19 protein-coding genes and 2 tRNA genes are annotated in these 15839 nt (G+C 34.2%); 3 read left to right on the top strand and 18 right to left on the bottom strand.

What is annotated here, in order from left to right; all coding sequences use genetic code 11:
• Positions 1-334: 334 nt before the first annotated feature.
• From P0Y62_16100 to greA, 8 genes are all read right to left on the bottom strand, one after another.
• Positions 335-407: transfer RNA gene (locus P0Y62_16100), tRNA-Met, on the bottom strand.
• Between the two features lie 35 nt (positions 408-442).
• Positions 443-516 (bottom strand) — tRNA-Met (locus P0Y62_16095).
• Between the two features lie 44 nt (positions 517-560).
• Positions 561-1844, bottom strand: a complete 1284-nt coding sequence (locus P0Y62_16090) for a TlpA disulfide reductase family protein (GenBank protein ID WEK69358.1) — start codon at positions 1842-1844, stop codon at positions 561-563.
• A 62-nt stretch (positions 1845-1906) separates the two neighbouring features.
• A complete protein-coding gene (locus P0Y62_16085) occupies positions 1907-2143 on the bottom strand; it encodes a signal peptidase (GenBank protein ID WEK69357.1) in 237 nt (78 codons plus the stop codon).
• Between the two features lie 28 nt (positions 2144-2171).
• Positions 2172-4175, bottom strand: a complete 2004-nt coding sequence (locus P0Y62_16080) for a T9SS type A sorting domain-containing protein (protein WEK69356.1) — start codon at positions 4173-4175, stop codon at positions 2172-2174.
• 79 nt (positions 4176-4254) lie between these two features.
• Entirely contained in the window at positions 4255-5442 is a 1188-nt protein-coding gene (gene clpX, locus P0Y62_16075) for an ATP-dependent Clp protease ATP-binding subunit ClpX (GenBank protein ID WEK69355.1), read from the bottom strand.
• 66 nt (positions 5443-5508) lie between these two features.
• On the bottom strand, positions 5509-5898 hold the full coding sequence (locus P0Y62_16070) for an HIT family protein (GenBank protein WEK69354.1): 390 nt from the start codon (positions 5896-5898) through the stop codon (positions 5509-5511).
• Between the two features lie 18 nt (positions 5899-5916).
• Positions 5917-6387, bottom strand: coding sequence for a transcription elongation factor GreA (greA, locus tag P0Y62_16065; protein ID WEK69353.1), 471 nt, complete (start codon positions 6385-6387; stop codon positions 5917-5919).
• A gap of 109 nt (positions 6388-6496) precedes the next feature.
• On the opposite strand from greA, the gene P0Y62_16060 reads away from it, so the two are divergent.
• The 3 genes from P0Y62_16060 to P0Y62_16050 are packed head-to-tail and all read left to right on the top strand — an operon-like array spanning position 6497 to position 8118.
• A complete protein-coding gene (locus P0Y62_16060) occupies positions 6497-6952 on the top strand; it encodes a hypothetical protein (GenBank protein ID WEK69352.1) in 456 nt (151 codons plus the stop codon).
• Between the two features lies 1 nt (position 6953).
• On the top strand, positions 6954-7403 hold the full coding sequence (gene dtd / locus P0Y62_16055) for a D-aminoacyl-tRNA deacylase (GenBank protein ID WEK69351.1): 450 nt from the start codon (positions 6954-6956) through the stop codon (positions 7401-7403).
• A gap of 31 nt (positions 7404-7434) precedes the next feature.
• Complete coding sequence (locus P0Y62_16050; GenBank protein WEK69350.1) at positions 7435-8118, top strand: FKBP-type peptidyl-prolyl cis-trans isomerase; 684 nt, start codon at positions 7435-7437, stop codon at positions 8116-8118.
• A gap of 64 nt (positions 8119-8182) precedes the next feature.
• Here the strand turns inward: P0Y62_16050 and P0Y62_16045 are convergent, their stop codons facing one another.
• The 10 genes from P0Y62_16045 to P0Y62_16000 form a co-directional block, all read right to left on the bottom strand.
• Positions 8183-8695 carry a hypothetical protein gene (locus P0Y62_16045; GenBank protein WEK69349.1) on the bottom strand — a complete coding sequence of 171 codons (513 nt, stop codon included), beginning with the start codon at positions 8693-8695 and terminating at the stop codon, positions 8183-8185.
• A gap of 42 nt (positions 8696-8737) precedes the next feature.
• A complete protein-coding gene (locus P0Y62_16040) occupies positions 8738-9262 on the bottom strand; it encodes a hypothetical protein (protein WEK69348.1) in 525 nt (174 codons plus the stop codon).
• A gap of 3 nt (positions 9263-9265) precedes the next feature.
• Positions 9266-10624: a DUF4173 domain-containing protein gene (locus P0Y62_16035; protein ID WEK69347.1), complete on the bottom strand. Its 1359-nt coding sequence runs from the start codon at positions 10622-10624 to the stop codon at positions 9266-9268.
• A gap of 21 nt (positions 10625-10645) precedes the next feature.
• Complete coding sequence (locus tag P0Y62_16030) at positions 10646-11131, bottom strand: Coq4 family protein (GenBank protein WEK69346.1); 486 nt, start codon at positions 11129-11131, stop codon at positions 10646-10648.
• A 301-nt stretch (positions 11132-11432) separates the two neighbouring features.
• On the bottom strand, positions 11433-12272 hold the full coding sequence (locus P0Y62_16025) for a metallophosphoesterase (protein ID WEK69345.1): 840 nt from the start codon (positions 12270-12272) through the stop codon (positions 11433-11435).
• Positions 12273-12286: 14 nt separating this feature from the next.
• On the bottom strand, positions 12287-12577 hold the full coding sequence (locus P0Y62_16020) for a hypothetical protein (protein WEK69344.1): 291 nt from the start codon (positions 12575-12577) through the stop codon (positions 12287-12289).
• A gap of 66 nt (positions 12578-12643) precedes the next feature.
• On the bottom strand, positions 12644-12934 hold the full coding sequence (locus P0Y62_16015) for a transcriptional regulator (protein ID WEK69343.1): 291 nt from the start codon (positions 12932-12934) through the stop codon (positions 12644-12646).
• A complete protein-coding gene (locus P0Y62_16010; protein WEK69342.1) occupies positions 12931-13407 on the bottom strand; it encodes a hypothetical protein in 477 nt (158 codons plus the stop codon). The genes P0Y62_16015 and P0Y62_16010 overlap by 4 nt, the downstream gene beginning before the upstream one ends.
• Positions 13408-13477: 70 nt before the next feature.
• Entirely contained in the window at positions 13478-14095 is a 618-nt protein-coding gene (locus tag P0Y62_16005; GenBank protein ID WEK69341.1) for a hypothetical protein, read from the bottom strand.
• 191 nt (positions 14096-14286) lie between these two features.
• Entirely contained in the window at positions 14287-15837 is a 1551-nt protein-coding gene (locus tag P0Y62_16000) for a RagB/SusD family nutrient uptake outer membrane protein (GenBank protein WEK69340.1), read from the bottom strand.
• Positions 15838-15839: the final 2 nt, after the last annotated feature.

Below are 15839 nucleotides of genomic sequence, written 5' to 3'. Positions count from 1 at the left end.
TTGACTTGTTCCCTCATTCAAGGCGTTGTAAAAATACAACAATATTTATAAATAAAAAACTTATTTTCCTTTTTTATCAAGTTTTATGAAAACTTTAAGATTTATTGAATTTATTTTAAGGTTTTTTTAGAATTGAGAATAATTCACCACGAAGATACTTATTTATTTTACCAAAATGATAAGATTTTCTTTTCAAAGTAACTAAAATACTTATCATTTAGTTTAACTTAAACTTCACTCTATTTTCAGAAAAGAAAAAATACCTATGACTAAATAATTTATCAAAAGAATATATGCATAAAAAAATCGCAATTATTTCTAATTGCGATTTTAGTAGCGGGAACCGGACTCGAACCGATGACCTTCGGGTTATGAGCCCGACGAGCTACCTACTGCTCCATCCCGCGGTGTATTTTTGAGTACCTACCGAAAGTACTTTTTGTAGCGAAGACGGGAATTGAACCCGTGACCTCAGGGTTATGAATCCTGCGCTCTAACCAACTGAGCTACCTCGCCTTTTTCGTGGTGCAAATATATAAATTATTTCTTTCCCTCCAAAATTATTTTGCATTAAAATATTCTAAAACATTCCCTACGTGCTCTGGCTTACTGATTATCTTATTGTTAGCATCTAAAATAAAATAGGTAGGTGTAGCATGAATATTATAGGTATCCGAGTAAGAACTGTTCCAGCCCTTCAATTCCGAATCATTGATCCAAGGAAATGCTGCTATTTTACTCGTATATGAAGCTTTATCTGTATCTAAAGACAAGCCTATAACCTGAACTTTTTTAGCCTGTAATTCTTTATATTTTGCAAGCAGTTGCGGAAGCTCACTTTCACAATGCGAACATGTAGATGACCAGAAAACAATAATCTTTCTATCAGCCTTCACATCATGAATTGATTTTGCATCTGTATTTACCGGAGACTGGAATTTATAATTAGGAAAAACAGCTCCTAATTCTACATTTGCATTTGATTTTATTGTAGAAGCCAATCTGTCTGTAATGGTACATTTAAGATTTTTAGCAAGAGTTAAATACTTATTCTTAAACTCAGACATATCATATACATCAAATATGTCAATCAGTTCAGACAAAACGGTCTGTCCTCGGGGAGTTTCCACTTTTAATCTATCCAATAACTTGTCTACTGATCCTGTAACATTCGTATTCCCTCCATTATTTAAATAAGCGACTAATATAGGTCTCAGTAGAGAAGATGTTTCAAGCATATCACTTGACTTATCAATAAAATTAATGATATCGTCCTGAGAAGCTTTTTTAGTATTTTGGGCTGATAAGTATTTGTTATAATTGGTATTATAGTAGCTTACAAAAGGAAACTTTGATACATCTGCCATATCATTTCCGGCAAGTCTTCCTATTTCTGTTTTTAAAGCTTTTCCAAACTCAGTATTATCTTTATAATATTCTTTTATTTGGGATAATGCAGGAAGTATGACTTCCTTCTTCTGGGATAACTCCTGAATACTGCTCATTAAAATATTGGCATCATCAAGATAAACGATATCTTTTACTTTAGCACCATCTGCATCAAGTTTTAAGCTGACATTCTTGTTTTCAGAAATAAAACTAACTGAATTATTGGTATTAGGAAAATAAGCCTTCATCATTCCAGAATAGGCTTTAGGATACTTAAATGTCCACACATTATTTTTCTTCTGTCCTTTTGTAACAATAATGTCTTTGGATCCGTTAAGCGTGTATAAAATGGCATCTTGTTCTTTGAATCCTTCCGGTGCTTGAATAGTCACTGAAAACTGAGCGTGGATGGATAATGCAGTCATCATCCCAGACAATAAAAGTATCTTTTTCATGACGTAAAAATAAAAAAACTCCCCGACTAATCAGAGAGTTTATTATTATTTTAATAAAATTTTTATATTTTTTGGCTTTTGTATTTCTTAGCAAAGTAAACAATTGTCAGAATTGCAACTATTGCCAGGAGACAAATATACATATCAATTGGAGATGCTTGGGCTCCAGGAGTTCCAGTATCACCTCCGCTTCCTCCCGGTCTAGCTGTAGGTGGAGCAGGCACTTCATTTTCAGCGAACAATAATCCACTAAATAACAAATATGTAAAACTTAGTAAACGTAATATACTTTTTTTCATTTTGCAAATTTAAGAAGGTTAATTATAGTTATCTTTCAATTTTAGTTTGTACTGTTTCTCCTTTATCTGAAACAATTTTAACCACATAAACAGTTTTTAACTTTTTCTGTAATCTAATTGTATAATCAGATGTAGCATCAACATTTTTGTCAGAAACTACTAATTTCCCACTCATATCAAATACCTGAATTGCAGCTTTTTTCCATTTAGGATCGAATTTCACAATGTAATCATCAATTGCAGGATTATAGGCAACAACAGTTCTTGAAGGTGTCTTTACTATATCGGAAGAGCCCAATACAGAAGACGGCAGACCGTAATATAAGTCATATTCTTGTTCTGCATTACCGGTTGCAGCTATAGTCTGACCTTGACTAATTGGCTGCAAAACACCATTCGGTCCTTTAAAATAGAAACCAATACCAGTAGATAAATCATGTACGCCGTTAGCAGGTGCACTTCCATTTTCTTTTATAAAAAATTGAAATGAAGATATATTAGAAGTATATCTTACCATCTTAATATTTTTCCCTACAAAACTATCATTAGCTTCATTAATATATAACCAATAGCTGTTTTGATAATTTGGATCGTATCCTCCATTTACTGCATCTTCTTCGTATGTACCTAAATCATAAGTATTACTATTACCAACTTGAGAAGTTGCATTAACAGAGTGTCCATTAATAGAAGAAGGAGATACTACATAATAAGTTCTCGCTAACTCTTTTCCATTAGAATCCAATCCAATCACCGCTAATTGCTTAACACTTCCTGTAGTATTATTCGTCCCGTTCTTATTTGCCGTAGGTGAATAAGGTGTTGTTGTAGCTCTAGAATTATAATTAAATCTTCTAAGGTTTGCAAAATTTAAAGTTGGAGCCGGACTAGCCGTATTATTATTCAATTTAATTACGAAAGAACCAAAAGGTCTTACATTTAAATACTCCGTATCACCTACCCAAACGTTACCTGATCTGGTAACAAATTTAAAGCTGATTGCACTCCCGCCGGATCCGGCTACATAAGTTGTTCCGCCAGCTGTTGGCTCAAATCTTATTCCGTACAAATTAGTTATAAAATCAGGATCCCCTGGAGTTATAAGATTATTTAAATCCAGATTAGTTAGGTAAGGATTACTGAAGAAATAAAGATTTTTCCCGAAATCTGTACCATCCCAAATATTATTTCTTGAATAGGCAAAATAATCGCCCAAATAAGTATTATACTTTTCGTTATAACCATTGATAGCACTTCCTCCTGCCCCGTAATTTACTGTAGAACCAGCTCCTGATAAAGTTACTTGGAAGTTATCCAGGTCAGATACAGGCTGTCCGATTACTGTTCTAGTAGTTGCCAGACCATTGTTAGCCCATGCAGAACCTGTACCTCCTCCACCTAAGATATAATATGAATAAGCCGGTCGGGCTGTAGTTCCTAAAGTTGCTGAAGGTAAATTATCAAATACTGTTAAAGCATTATTCCAAACAAGAGCCTCATTTTGGCTCCATCTTGTTGTATTAAATGTTTTTCCTAATTCAGACAGCGTAGAAAAATCTTTTCCCCAAAAAGGAAGTCCAATTTGTTGATACGCGCCGTGATTCACAGATCTAAACTCTTGATTTACAACACCTGTAATTTTATTTTGTGGAATACCGGAAATATAAAGCTGACCATAAGTGTAGTTCAGAGTCGTAAGAGGAACAGTCTGATCTCCTTGAACAGCAGTGTTACGCAATGTAAAATTAGCCGGCTGATTAAGTTTATTAACGAAAGAACCTCCCGTATTTCCTGTAATAATTTCAGTACCTGATGCGTCTAGATTTCTGAAAACATCAGTTGATGCTCCTTGAATCATAAAGTTTCCGTGGTTTTCAACGGTTCCAGTTCCTTTCGTTTGTACTCCACCTCCACTATAAACCAAGGTACCTTGACTTACGTAAACATTGGCTGTATTGTCGACATGTAGTAGCTGCGCCTGAACAGAACACATCGTAGCCAAAAGTGCTATAGTTAATAAATTTTTTTTCATTGTATATTATTTTTATGTGTTAATATAATAAAATACTCTATGCAAATATATAATTTTTTTTAACAAAAAACTATAAAAATCATTTAGTTACCAAAATATTATCCGCAGTTAATATGATTTCCTTTTGCTCGCCTATTTCAAACATATAGTCCTCAAGCACTTTTTCAGTAGTCCCTCTTAAACCTCTTGCACCCAATCCTTTTTCCATTGTTTCTTCCACAATTTTTTCTACAGCCTCATCGGTAAAGGTAAGTTGAATGCCATCCATTTTAAATAGTTCAACAAACTGGTTTACAATAGAATTCTTAGGTTCCTGCATGATTCTCACCATTGTTTCTTTGGTAAGCTTTTCCAGATAAGTAATAATAGGAAACCTTCCCAAAAGCTCAGGAATCAATCCAAAAGATCTTAAATCTATTGCATTGATATTTCTTAATACATACTCATTTTCGTCTACTTTATTTATTTTTTCCGAGCTGAAGCCAATCGCCTGCTTGTTCATTCTTCGCTCGATAATTTCTTTAATTCCGTCGAAAGCTCCTCCAGCAATGAATAAAATATTCTGGGTATTTACCTGGATGTATTTCTGATCAGGATGTTTTCTTCCTCCCTGTGGCGGAACATTGACGATACTTCCTTCCAGTAATTTAAGTAAACCCTGCTGTACACCTTCCCCGGAAACATCTCTTGTGATGCTCGGATTATCAGATTTTCTGGCGATTTTATCTATTTCATCAATAAATACAATTCCTTTTTCTGCTTTTTCAACATCATAATCTGCCACCATCAAAAGCCTTGACAGAATACTTTCTACATCTTCTCCAACGTATCCAGCTTCAGTAAGAATCGTTGCATCCACAATGCAAAACGGAACATTCAGCTCACGGGCAATTGTTTTGGCCAACAATGTTTTTCCGGTTCCGGTTTCGCCAATCATAATGATGTTTGATTTCTCCAGCTCCACTTCTCTGTTTTCATCTTTGGCGTGAAGCAATCTTTTATAATGATTGTATACTGCTATGGAAAGCTGTTTTTTGGCCTGGTCCTGACCGATTACATACTGATCTAAAAAACCTTTAATTTCTTTTGGCTTTTTCAATTCATCGATACTTTCTGCAGGCGAATATCCTGTTTTTGAAGCACTGTCTTTTACAATTGAATGCGCTTGTTCGATACAGTTTTCACAAATAAAACCATTCTGCCCGGAAATCAGCATCTGTACTTCATTTCTTTTTCTTCCGCAGAATGAACATTGATTTGAGTTCATTTTATATAAATATATATTATTAAAGAAAATCGTAAAAAATTGCTTTTTTACGATCTCATTTATGGATTAAGAATTAATAATTGAATGTTGAATTTCTGTATATTCTTCTACAGATAATTTTAATCTTTCATTTCTGAAATTCATATCTTCCATTTTGTTTAAAGGAATCAAATGAATATGAGCATGTGGAACTTCCAGTCCTACCACTGCAACTCCCACTCTTATACAAGGAATTGCATTTTTAACTTTCTTAGCGACTTCCTGAGCAAATCCCCAAAGGTTTTTATAGTCTTCGCTATCCAGATCAAAAATCAGATCGACTTCTTTTTTAGGAACTACCAAAGTATGTCCTTTTACCAAAGGCATTGCATCTAAAAATGCAACAAAGTTTTCATCTTCAGCAATTTTATAAGCCGGTATTTCGCCGTTAATTATTTTAGTGAATATTGTGCTCATAATTTCTAAGGATTTTTCTTACAGAGTGATTTCCAATACTTCGAAAGACAGTTTGTTTCCGTTTGGTAAAGTAATTTCAGCCGTTTCTCCCACTACTTTTCCTAATAGTCCTTTAGCAATAGGTGTATTGACAGAAATTTTCCCTGCCTTCAGATCACTTTCGTTATCCGGAACTAAAGTAAATACCTGCTCCTGTTTTGTGCCATTATTTTTAAGTCTCACTGTTGTCAAAATTGAAACTTTAGAAGTATCTAATTGGCTTTCATCTATAATTTTAGAAGTAGAAATAACATCTTTTAATTTAGAAATCCTCATTTCAAGCATACCCTGCGCTTCTTTAGCGGCATCGTATTCAGCATTTTCAGACAAATCTCCTTTGTCTCTAGCTTCTGCAATCTGCTGGGTAATTTTAGGTCTTTCAATAGTTTCCAACTGTTCTAGCTCAGCTTTCATTTTGTCTAATCCCTCCTTTGTAACATAGCTTGCCATAATTTTCAAAATTTAGTTTTAGTATAAAAAAATAATCCGACATTTGCCGGACAATGTTTTCGTGTAATAATCGTTTAATTTTTACAAATATATAAAAATTTAAATTGAAATGAAAAAAAGTTTTTCAATCGTATTTATTTTAACAACCCTGATTTTCAGTATTTTAACTATCAACTCCTGCGGAAGAACACAGGACACAGTCAACTGTTTTCCAAGCAGCCCTATTAACGTGACATTAAATTTGAATCTTCCGGCCTACTACAATCTTAATAACACCGGAGGATGGATTTACATCAACGAACAGCAATCCGGAACCAGAGGATTAATTGCTGTAAGAACATCCGGTTCTTCTTTCAAAATATACGACAGAAATGCACCTCATCTTTGTCCAGATACTAACACCACTCTTGAGGTAAAGGATGATATCAGCATTATTTGCCCTAAAGACAATGCCAAATGGATTCTTCTTACCGGGCAACCTGCCAATCAGGTTACAGGACTTCCTCCAAAAACCTATACCTATAACTATGATGCTTCATCGAATATTTTAAATATTTATTATTAATATGAAAGTGGTTATACAGAGAGTTTCCGAATCCAGTGTAAAAGTAGACGGAAAAGTTGTGGGTGAAATTGGAAAGGGATTAATGCTGTTGGTAGGAATTGATGAAAATGATGAAAGAACAGATGCAGACTGGATCGTTCAGAAAATTTTAAATCTCAGAATTTTCGGGGATGAAGATGACAAACTCAATCTTTCTGTTCAGGATATCAAAGGTGAAATTTTATGTATAAGCCAGTTTACCTTAATTTCCGATTACAAAAAGGGAAACCGCCCTTCTTTCATTAAAGCGGCAAAACCGGACAAAGCGATTCCTCTTTTTGAATATTTTAAAGAACAGATTTCAAAATCCGGGCTCAAAACTGAAAGCGGAATTTTCGGAGCAGACATGAAAGTTTCATTAATCAACGACGGACCTGTAACGATTGTTATGGATTCCATCACGAAAGCTTAACTTTACAACAGAATATAATTTATCTCAAACAATGAAAAAAACATTAGCTACTTTGGCAATTGTTGCCGGATTTACTACTTCTTTCGCTCAAAAATCTTATACAGATGAACAGAAAGCCTCTTATTATATAGGTCTTGATATTGCTCAAAACATGAAAAGACAAGGATTTACTGTAGATCCAGATCTTATGGCACAGGCTTTAAAAGATGAGTTCACAAATAAAGCGAGCTTATTCCCAAAAGAGGAAATGGGAAATTTTTTACAGGGTTTTATGCAGAAGCAAAATGAAAAGAAGCAGGCAGAAGCAAAAGTAAAAGCTGAAGAAAATAAGAAAAAAGGAGCCGAATTCTTAGCTAAAAACAAGCTGAACAAAAAAATAACAACCACAGCAAGCGGACTACAGTATGAAGTTCTGCAGCCTGGTGACGGAAAAGCTAAACCTACGGCTTCAAGTACTGCCAGTGTAAAATACACCGGTAAACTCATGGACGGAACTGTTTTTGACAGCACAGATAATCACGGCGGAAATGCAATGGATTTAAGTCTTTCCGGTGTAATCAAAGGTTGGACAGAAGGAATTCAGTTGATGACGAAAGGAGCAAAATACAGATTTTATATTCCTTCAGATTTAGCGTATGGTGATAACGGAGCAGGTGGAGTTATTCCTCCGGGAGCAACCCTTATTTTCGATATTGAATTGGTGGATTTTAAATAGAACTATCACTAAAAAATAAAAACAGCCTGTCGAATAAATTGACAGGCTGTTTCTTTTTTATACATTAGTTTGCAGGTACACTGCTGAAATTAAGCGCTACTTTTATATTCATATCAGAACTTGTCTGATTTTTCAGTTCATAAACCGTTCTCACAGTAAGACCTGTGCTTTTAACTACCTCATCCAGAAAACCTGTATCATTTAAATCAAGATTTAAGCTTGATGAGCTGGTAGAAATATTAGATCTTGAAGCAACCAGTTTTTCTCCTGTTCCGCTCGATGAAACATAAACTTTTATCGATTTAAAATCACTAAGACTACCATTAGAAGGGCTAACTACAGATACTTTTGCATCAGAAATTCTTACGTCTTTTATCTTAGCATTATTATTTCCTCCAAACCAGGTCTGAACATTCGATGCTGTTGCGGTAGAAGACACCTCTTTATTGGCAGGTACTCCGGTAGAAACCAATACATTGGCAGTATAAGGAAATGTATTCTGAACAAGGGATTGTACCGTTCCGCAACTTACCAAAGCTACAGAAGCAATTATAGCTGTTGAAAATATATTTTTCATAATATTTATTTTACATTTTCACTTGCATAAATTATACCAAATCTATTCTATTTTCACAGAAAAAGTACCGGTAATTTCACCATCTGCCATATTGTTTTTCCCTACAATCAACCAAACCTCTCCTTTTTCAGGAATATCATAGGTGATTTCTCTTCCAAAAGGTCCGTCCATCTTTCCATCCGGAAGTTTGATCTGGTTAAAACGTATGTTAAAATCATTTTGTCTGGTGATAATCTTAGCTTTCAGCTGGGGTTTTGAGTAATTTGAAATTTTAAGAATGAGTTTATCATGATCTTTTGTAAATTCTTCTTGTATTATTATTGGAAAGCCTTTTCCTTCAACCGTTTTCATAATTACTCTGCCATTTTCTTCCTCAGTTATAATGTTATTATTAGCCTTTGTGATGCTATTCGGGCTCTTTTCATCTTGTTTTTTAATCACAGAATCTTTCAAATCTTCAGACGTTTGTTTTATCGTTACGGAATCAGAAGATCTTATTTCAGTATTACTATTTTCTTTTTTACAGGAAAATAAAAACATCGGAATGATTAACAGGAGCTTTTTCATATTTTATTTTTTAATGCATTCATAATATAAAATCTTGGAAAAGAATGTGGCTTTATCACTTTCTACCCGGTCATCATTAACGCGGGTTTTCATCTCCTTTGGAAAAGCCTGTTCTAAAACTTCATCATTATAATTCAGGGAATGCAGAAATTCAAAGTTTCCTTTATGATTCCGGATATTATACTGTGTTGCCATTCCGCCCCAATTGAAATAACTGCAAACCAAAATCATTCCATAGAAACACCATAACATCTGATTGAACAAGAACGCATTGGTTTTCTGCTTCTGAATTTTTATAAAAGTTACTACTAATCCAATAATACTCAATATTAAAAATGCGTAAACTCCCAATCTTTTATAGGTCAGGCCCAACTGCTGAACATATTCTGTATTTTTAGCCATCGCAGAAAATATAAGAACGGCATTAAGAACAACCCATATTTTGGCCAGGATTTTTAATATTCCTGCATTTTTATCAAAATTAAAAGCTCCTTTAAAGTAGAACATGATCACTGCAATGGCCATGATAATACTGAAAATAACCGAAATTACCCTTTCGTGGGTTTCATCCGAAAGCTGAGACGGTGTTTTCGGAATTTCATAAAACTGTTCGTAGTCGTAAGTGAAAATAAAGAACAGGAGCATCATATTTAAAACTAAAAATGTTATGATCCCACTTGACCGTTCCAGTTCGAAGGTCATAAAACCAAAAGAAGCCTTCTGAGATTTTTCCTGAACTGAAAATGTATTATTTAAATAATGATTCTGCTTGTAAATAAATCTTTCTATTGAAAAATTCCAGAAATTGAATGCCATAAAGAATCCCAGAACAGCCAGTCCGAAAAACTCAAGAAAGTTGAAATCAAATTCAATATTGTCAAACAAAGTGGCAAAATGATTACTTCCATAAGTATAGATACAAAAGAATACCGTGATAAAAATGGCAGGAATAAAAATAATAGCAATCGTTTTCTGCAGCATTCCTGAGGTATTGAATTTAGGAAGCCATTTTTCAAAACTGAAAAACCTGCAGAAAAAAGTAAAAAAGTTCGTCACAAAAACAGGAACAATAAAAAGGGTTTTCAGTTTTCTCGTTTTGGATTTCAGGCCAAGAAATAAAAGCGAAGTACCTAGTGCTAAAAATGAAGGAAAATCACGATACCATGCAAATGCTACGCTTGAAACAAAGGAAGTAATCAATAATATATAGAATGTTTGTGTTTTATTTTTATCCGGAGTTGCAAACAAAGTAAATACAGTGTAGGCAATTCCCAGAATTCCAAGATTAATTCCCGGCGTTTCACCGTAAAAAAGCACTATAAAAAGTACGGTTGTCAAAAGAATAAGATGATGCGTTTTCATAAGTAAAGTTTTATTGGGAGTTTAATAAAAAACTGAAGTCTCTTTTTGTCTGAAAAAATTATTAAGATGTTCAAAATTCTGCCAGAGCAACGCTTCAAAATCCAAATGATGAAATGTTCTCATGTTTTGACCTTTTCGGTAAGCATTCACGTACATTCTTGTATATTCGGGAAGAATAATTGTTCCTAAAACAATAGCAGCCAAGAGATGAGCATTGAGTTTTCCGTTCCCTAACAGAAGATACTGCATCGCTATCTCTTCTTCAAATTGTGTTCCCAACCCGGTAATTAAATGATGGACATCATGATTTTCCATCTTTGGAATTATGGAAAAACCATGTTTCTTATAAAATTCCCCCAATTTTCTTCCTAAGGAATCTGTGTGAAACTCCAGCAATTGTTTTTCATTAAACTGCCATTGCCGCTTTTTCTTTTTAAAATAGGTTCTGTAAAGTTTTTGTGTGTTGTCATAAATAAAGAGTAAAAATTTGACGCGTAATTTTTTCATAATTTATATTTTAATAATCAATTAGATGTCCATAAATAAATGCTATAGGAATATTAATCAGAAGTATTGAAGCAGATTTGAGACAAATCATCAATTTAGACTGATGTAGAAATCCATAAATCATCAAAGAAAAAAACACAATTGTATTAATTAGCACGAAGAAGCATAAGATCAGACCACTGAAAACGGCAAATTCAATCATTAATCCAGAAAACAAGCTAAAAAATGAAATACTTCCTACTAAAAAAGAAAATGCAAACATTTTTTTTCCAACATTTAAAATATATTTATCACTCATAATCTATCCTTTAGCCAATGTAAATACCGTTATTTCCGGACGTACCATAAACCTTACCTGAAAAGAATGTCCCAATGCACGGTTGATGTACAGCATTCTGCCATCTTCAAGATCAATTTCACCGGAAACATATTTTCTGTTGGCTACGGGAAGAATCGGTGTTATTATTCCGGGAATCCTGCATTGTCCTCCGTGAGTATGACCGCTTAAAATCCAGCCTTGATATCCATTCCAGACCTCTTTGTCACAAACATCAGGATTATGACAAAGGACAAGATTCGCTTTTAATGCATCATAATCTTTCATCACACTCATCGGATCAAAATTGGGTGACCACAGATCATCAAAACCGATAATATTTAGTCCGTGAGATTCCTGTTGTTGATTATTCAGCATTGAAATACCCATGTCTTCAAGGATCTGGCAAATCGTTTTTGAGGAGCCCAGATCTTTCCATTTTTTTCCGTAATCATGGTTTCCCAGAATTCCAAAAGTCCCCAATTTTCCCATAATGGCATTCCCCATTACTTTTTTCAGCTTTTCATGATCTTCGTGACTTCCATGATTGACATAATCTCCGGTATACACCACAAAATCGGGAGCAAATTGTCTGGCCTTTTGAAACGATTCTATAAGGAAATGATAATCAAACCGGTCACCTACATGAAGATCTGAAATCTGCATCAGAATTTTTCCATTCAATTCTTTTGGTAAATTTTTTATCGGAAGCTTCCTCTGGACAAATTCCACCCAAAACGGTTCTATCTGCCAAGAATACAATGTCGGAAACGCTCCTATTAATGTAATCTTACCCAGCTTTTTCAGAAAATCTTTTCTAGTCATCGCTCTCTTTTAAATTAGCTTCCTGAAAACGGGCTTCCAAAAATTCCTACAGCCAGTTCCACCCAAATTACAATGAGAATCAGAAGAACAATTCCACTAATGACAAGTTTGGTTGCAACTGTTTTTGTAGAATTAACCACCAGATTGATGGCGAATGCTGTTCCAAAAAGTAAAACTCCTGCGATCATAAAATCCGGTAATGACCAATCAAATCCCTGTACAAAAAGGTTGCAGAAAAATGCTGCTGCCAAAAGCAATGCAGGGAGAGCGAAAATGAGAATGTGTGTTTGTTTCAATGTTTTCATATTTTATTTATTTCAATTTACAAAGCACTTTGAGATACAAAGTTTAAATTCAAAAAAATTTGAGCTTTATTTGCCCAATAATTTTTCAAGTGCATTTAAATGTTCAGTAAACGCCAATCTTCCTGCTTGTGTAACACGATAAGACGTCTTCGGCTTTTTACCTACAAATTCTTTCTTAATTTCAATATAGCTCGACTTTTCCAAGGCAGCACTATGGCTGGCCAAGTTACCATCTGTAACTTCTAAAAGATTTTTCATTTCTGAGAAATCAACCCAGTCGTTTACCATAAGAACAGACATAATGCCCAATCTTACACGACTTTCAAATTCTTTGTTGAGTTGATTTATTTTGATCATTTTAATTGTACTCTCTTTATTTTAAAGTAATCGTAAACTGTACCATCAATTGCAATTACCTCTTTTGTTTCTGTATTTTCAACAGTTACAAAATCATGGTCTTTAAAAAAATTCGAATCAAAATATTTATTGATATTTTCATTCAAAAAATAAATCTTTCCGACTTTATGATGAACTTTCCACTGTTTATCAAGTTTACTTCTATCTAATTTATACCGAATTACTGCTGATAAAAACCAGGCATATCCAATACAGTTTGCTTCTTTAGATTCTACCAAATGATTAACCTCACTATGACATTTATTGAATGTAAAACTTAAGTCAGAACTTGTTTTCTTTAATGCATTCTGAATAATATTATCAATAGAATCTTCTGTTTCATTTGTTTCTAAATCATTTAAAAGCTTCTGATTAGTAATAATGGAAATAGGCATCGCACTTTCTCGAATTATTTCATACTTGAAAAAAAACATGAATAAATACGTTCTACAAATAATGACTGCAAAAATAATCATTAAAGATACACCCCACTTCCTCACTGTTTTATTTATATTTTTTATGCATAATCAATCCATACACCACATGAAGTACGCCAAAACCGATTGTCCAGGTCACCAATCCCCATCCCAGAAAGAAAAGAGAAAACAATCCCAATACAATCTCACAATATCCTAAATATTTAACATCTGTTAATGTATAGCGTTCTGCACTCACTAGTCCTAATCCATAAAAAATTAGCGTTGCAGGAGCAATAAACACAAAAAGATGATGATACAAAAGTCCCAAACAGAAAATCCCACCAGAAACTAAAGGGATTGCAAAGGTAACCAAAAGTCTCTTAGTGGTAGCATCCCAAATTTTCAATCCTTTTCTGCGGCTTTTATTAGCCGTAAAAATATATCCACTTAAAAGAGCTACAATAAGAATGATAATTCCGGTAATCATTAACTCATTAACCAAACCAGCTTTAAAGACATTTCGCTGTCCGGCAAAATAATCGATTCCTTCACGTTGAAAAGCAAAATATACATATATAGCCCCTAAAATAGCCGCCAATCCGGCAAATACTCCCGACAGTCCGCTCAAAGAAATAAATCTTGAAGAACGTTCCATCATAGAACGGATATGAGATAAGTCTTCCTGATAGTTTTTTGATTCCATATAAAGAACTTTGAAATACAAAGTTATAATTAAATTTTAAATAGCAAAATATTTTTTAAAATTTTCTCGCGATTTTATCAAAATATAAAGCCCTAAAGAAAAACTATAAAATTTCATTCTTTTGATGAAAAAAATAAAAAAACCTTGCCTATTGAGGCAAGGTTTAAAAAATATTAAAATTTGAATAAGAATTACAATGGATTTTGCACGATAAGTGGGTTAGCATTGATCTCCGCTCTAGGGATCAAGAATTCCCATCTATTATCTGTATTAGCAACAGTCAATACATTATTAACAACAACCGCGGAATGATTAGCTCCAGTTCTGTCTAATCCCAAATTCAATCTCTTAAGATCGAAGAACCTGAATCCTTCTCCCCAAAGCTCTATTCTTCTACTGTTCAAAATTTCCGTAATATAAGCAGTTCCGGTAGTAGTTGCTCCAGTATATGCAGGGTTTCTATTGGTAGAAAATGCGTTGAATACAACTTTTGATCCTACTTCATCACCCAATCTTGCTTTAGCTTCAGCCTCGATAAGATACATTTCAGCAGCTCTCATATAAGGCACATCCAATCTACTGTCTGAAGCACTTACAGACAAGAATTTTTGACTTGTATATGGGAATTTCGAATACGTTGAAGGTAAAGAAACAGCTGGTATTGCTGGACTTGGAGGAGAAGCTACTGCTCCTGCATGATTCCCTGTAGGATCTACAAGTTTCTTTCTAATATCTGTATTTGGAAATAGTGCATATAGCTTGCTGTTCATTGCTTTAGGATTCTGTCTGATATTAGTAGAGTTATAATTTCTTGACATATAAGCCCCAAAATTTCCAAAATAATCAGTCTGATCCGCAATAATAGTAGCCCCCCATATCCATTCTCCATTTCCTTCCAAATTGTTAAATCCAGCAACATATGTTGCATTATCCATCAAAGTTGAAGCTGATCTAGCCTGCTGAGCAGAAGATATTGCCAAAGTATAGTTGCCCTGAGTAAGAGCCACTCTTGCTCTTAAGCCTAATACTACCTTATCATTAAAATGGGATTTTGTTGGTCTTGAACTACCTAATCTTGTTAAGGCTTCAGCAATATCACTATTAATCTGAGTATATACTTCTTCTACTGTATTTCTTGGTAATGGAACTTCATTCGCCACCAATCTGATAGGAACTCCCAGCTGACTATTCGTTGTATTAGGAATATATCTTTTTCCATAGAGTTGAACCAACATGTAATAACTGAATGCTCTGAATGCGTATGCTTCACCGATAGCTTGCTTTACAATAGCTACATCTGCTGCAGTAGGAGTTGGAACCGCAGGTCCGTTTGCAATAACAAGATTAGCATTTCTAATCAAGGCATAGTAAAATTGGAAAGGATAAAAATCATTAGATCCGTTTTCATTTACCTGATCCTGCCACCTTACTGTTGAAACATACCAACCGTTACCGGTAGAAGGGAAGACCAAATCTTCTCCTAAGGCATCCATCATAATCATAATTCCTCCTTGCCCGTTTTGTCCCTGACTGTTATTTTGTCTATAATACAGATCCCTATGCATACCATTAATAATAGCACTCAGGTTAGAAGCACTTGAATAAGCTGATTCCTCAGAAACTGCCGTTGTTGGATCTGTTTCCAAATAATCACTGCTACAAGATGAACTAAATGAAAGTACCAATAATGCTGAGGATAATATCGCAATTTTTTTATATTGTCTTTTTATAATATTTTTCATAA

Origin of the sequence: Candidatus Chryseobacterium colombiense (genome assembly GCA_029203185.1) — a bacterium.
In the GTDB taxonomy this organism is placed as follows: Bacteria; Bacteroidota; Bacteroidia; order Flavobacteriales; family Weeksellaceae; genus Chryseobacterium; species Chryseobacterium colombiense.
This window is presented reverse-complemented; position numbering and strand designations above follow the sequence as displayed.

What these genes read in the sequence shown, in the direction of transcription:
- P0Y62_16090 (WEK69358.1), bottom strand. Translation starts at nt 1,844, where the DNA reads ATGAAAAAGATACTTTTATTGTCTGGGATGATGACTGCATTATCCATC.
- P0Y62_16085 (WEK69357.1), bottom strand. Translation starts at nt 2,143, where the DNA reads ATGAAAAAAAGTATATTACGTTTACTAAGTTTTACATATTTGTTATTT.
- P0Y62_16080 (WEK69356.1), bottom strand. Translation starts at nt 4,175, where the DNA reads ATGAAAAAAAATTTATTAACTATAGCACTTTTGGCTACGATGTGTTCT.
- clpX (WEK69355.1), bottom strand. Translation starts at nt 5,442, where the DNA reads ATGAACTCAAATCAATGTTCATTCTGCGGAAGAAAAAGAAATGAAGTA.
- P0Y62_16070 (WEK69354.1), bottom strand. Translation starts at nt 5,898, where the DNA reads ATGAGCACAATATTCACTAAAATAATTAACGGCGAAATACCGGCTTAT.
- greA (WEK69353.1), bottom strand. Translation starts at nt 6,387, where the DNA reads ATGGCAAGCTATGTTACAAAGGAGGGATTAGACAAAATGAAAGCTGAG.
- P0Y62_16060 (WEK69352.1), top strand. Translation starts at nt 6,497, where the DNA reads ATGAAAAAAAGTTTTTCAATCGTATTTATTTTAACAACCCTGATTTTC.
- dtd (WEK69351.1), top strand. Translation starts at nt 6,954, where the DNA reads ATGAAAGTGGTTATACAGAGAGTTTCCGAATCCAGTGTAAAAGTAGAC.
- P0Y62_16050 (WEK69350.1), top strand. Translation starts at nt 7,435, where the DNA reads ATGAAAAAAACATTAGCTACTTTGGCAATTGTTGCCGGATTTACTACT.
- P0Y62_16045 (WEK69349.1), bottom strand. Translation starts at nt 8,695, where the DNA reads ATGAAAAATATATTTTCAACAGCTATAATTGCTTCTGTAGCTTTGGTA.
- P0Y62_16040 (WEK69348.1), bottom strand. Translation starts at nt 9,262, where the DNA reads ATGAAAAAGCTCCTGTTAATCATTCCGATGTTTTTATTTTCCTGTAAA.
- P0Y62_16035 (WEK69347.1), bottom strand. Translation starts at nt 10,624, where the DNA reads ATGAAAACGCATCATCTTATTCTTTTGACAACCGTACTTTTTATAGTG.
- P0Y62_16030 (WEK69346.1), bottom strand. Translation starts at nt 11,131, where the DNA reads ATGAAAAAATTACGCGTCAAATTTTTACTCTTTATTTATGACAACACA.
- P0Y62_16025 (WEK69345.1), bottom strand. Translation starts at nt 12,272, where the DNA reads ATGACTAGAAAAGATTTTCTGAAAAAGCTGGGTAAGATTACATTAATA.
- P0Y62_16020 (WEK69344.1), bottom strand. Translation starts at nt 12,577, where the DNA reads ATGAAAACATTGAAACAAACACACATTCTCATTTTCGCTCTCCCTGCA.
- P0Y62_16015 (WEK69343.1), bottom strand. Translation starts at nt 12,934, where the DNA reads ATGATCAAAATAAATCAACTCAACAAAGAATTTGAAAGTCGTGTAAGA.
- P0Y62_16010 (WEK69342.1), bottom strand. Translation starts at nt 13,407, where the DNA reads ATGTTTTTTTTCAAGTATGAAATAATTCGAGAAAGTGCGATGCCTATT.
- P0Y62_16005 (WEK69341.1), bottom strand. Translation starts at nt 14,095, where the DNA reads ATGGAATCAAAAAACTATCAGGAAGACTTATCTCATATCCGTTCTATG.
- P0Y62_16000 (WEK69340.1), bottom strand. Translation starts at nt 15,837, where the DNA reads ATGAAAAATATTATAAAAAGACAATATAAAAAAATTGCGATATTATCC.